General features: G+C 60.6%; 1 protein-coding gene. It reads right to left on the bottom strand.

Annotated features, from left to right (window positions below; genetic code table 11):
- Positions 1-2430 (bottom strand): PAAR domain-containing protein (locus AC07U6_RS22150; RefSeq protein ID WP_494764853.1); only part of this gene is annotated, 2430 nt, incomplete at both ends.

Below are 2430 nucleotides of genomic sequence, written 5' to 3'. Positions count from 1 at the left end.
TCGTCGTCTGCCGTGCCTTGCTGGGTCACCGTGCTTATCTGCCCGTCGGCATTGCAGGTGTAAGTGTATCGGGTATCGTCGGGGCGCTGTTCTTCCCGCAGCCGGCCTTCTGCATCACGGGTAAAGCGATAGACGCCGCCGTTGTCGTTATCCAGACTGAGCAGCCTGCCTTCCACGTCATAGTCGTAACGGATGACCCGGTTCAGGCGGTCGGTGGCGCTCAGGGTTTGCCCACGCGTGTTGTACTGCCAGTGGCGCGGCAGGGTGTTCCCCATCTGGTGACTGAGCAGTAATCCGGCGTCAGACCAGTCAAACTGTTCGGTTGAGCCATCCGGCAGGGTCAGTGTAACCAGTTGGCCAGCGTCGTTATACTGGTAGCGGGTTTCCTGTTGCAGTGCGTCACGGCGGGAGATGACCTGCCCCAGTGTGTCGTAACGCCAGGTGGTGGGCTGGCCGGAACAGTCGGTGTAGCCTGTCAGTTGTCCTTCGCGATTCCAGTTTAACTGGCTTTCACCGCCTCGCGCATCAGTAATGCGGTCCGGTAATAACGTGTGGGCATAGGGGTAATGATAATGGGTGCTCTGCTGCAGCCGGTCAGTTTCCTGCACCACCCGTCCCTGTTTATCCCACGCGGTGCGTTCTGAGGTGCCATCCGGCCAGAACACAAAGGTCTGCCGGTCGCGGTTGCGCTGGTACTGCCAGCGGGTTTTGGCGCCGTTGGCATCGGTAACCGACGCCAGTCTGCCCAGTTCATCCCACTGGCATTGACGCAGGTGCCCCAGCGGCGAGCGGTAACCGGCAGGCTGCCCGGCCTCATCCCATAACAGGTGATGCGTATTGCCGGTGCGGTCGGTGTAGCGGCTGACACGGCGCTGTTCGTCCAGTACCCATATTGTCTGGCTGCCATCCTGCCAGGTGGCAATGCGCTGATGGTGTTCGTCGTCGTAGGTCAGCCGGTAGCCATCGCCTTCGCTGGTGTGCTGTTCGGTAACACACCAGATGTCGTCGATTTGCTGCCACTGGTAGTGGCAGCGGTGTCCGCTGGCGTTTTCGTGCCACTGCAGCAAACCGTTGTGTTCATCCCAGCCAAAGCGGCGCACGACAGCCTCACCCCGGTGCTGGACCACCACCAGTTGCCCCGCGTCGTTATAGTGGTAACGGGCGCGCTGGACTTCGCCAGACAGCGTTTGCTGCCAGACGGCCACCAGGCGATTGTGTTCGGGGTGGTATTCACAGCGCAGGGCTGTCCCCCCCGTGCGGCTGATGCGTTCCATTTGCCGCTGACCGTTGTAGTGGAATGTCTGACGGTTGCCAACGTTATCACTGATGGCACTCAACGGGGCGAAGCCGTCTGCATCAAAGGCCGGGTAGTGGTAGACCTGTTCACCGGCGTCATGGATACGCCAGCTGCCGTCCTGATGATGGGTGAGCCAGCACTGCTGGTCAGGGCAGAAGGTCTGGTGACCTGGCGGGACATCCGGGAAGGGGATGAAGTCGCCATAGGCGTTACGCCACAGAATGCCCTCTTCCACCTGCCGCAGCTCACTCTCCCAGTACAGACTCCAGCCACGCCCCAGAACCCCTTCACAGGCATAGCTGCTGAGGTAGCGCCGCTGCCAGAAGAGCGGCAGTTCTCCGTCAAGGGTAAAGTCGAGTTCGTCGTCGTCATTGAGGAATTTCTGCCCGGTGGTGACATCCACCGGTTTAGTCAGAATACCGGCCACCCCCGCCACGATGGCAAGAGGGGCCAGCCGACAGGCGATTTTGGCTATCTTGTCGGCTCCCGGCAGTCTGGCAAACAGTTTTTGTATGGCACCCGGTCCTTTGCTGGCGGCCCCTCCGAAACTGACCAGACCTGCGGCAAACATGGTGAGGTCGGATACGGTGTAGGCCCAGTCGGGGATTTCCGAGGTGATGGTTTCAGTGGTGGTGCCGCCGCCACCAATAAACACGTTGGATGAACCTGCCATGATGGTGGCGTCACAGGTGGTTTTATCGCCCTTGCGTGCCGCAGGCAAACCATTGATAAAGACGGAAGAGGAACCCTGAGCAACCTGCTGGGTTTTGTCTTTATCGCAGGCGACGGTACTGAGGGTGGCAGCCGCAGCAGGTTTGTCGTTGATGAACACATTGCCCGAGCCACTGACAATGGCTCCGCTGGGGCTCATTGAACCGGCCCCGGCCTCGACGCAGGCGTCGCGTGCTTTTTCTCCCAGGGCGTTCGCGGCCATGCCCACAGCAATTGAGGCCCCAATCAGCAGGATACCGACACCGAGGCAGGCAGAGGCACATCCGGCAGCAAACAGCATGCCACCCAGGATGCCTCCGGCAACGTTGATCAGACCGCCTAGTATTGTGCCGCCGATCAGTCCGGCGAGCGCACCCGAATGGCCGATGGTATCCCCAACGCGTGCTGCTTCCAGCATGGTA

It is taken from the genome of Erwinia sp. GW821-FHT03D09 (assembly GCF_059420805.1).
This window is presented reverse-complemented; position numbering and strand designations above follow the sequence as displayed.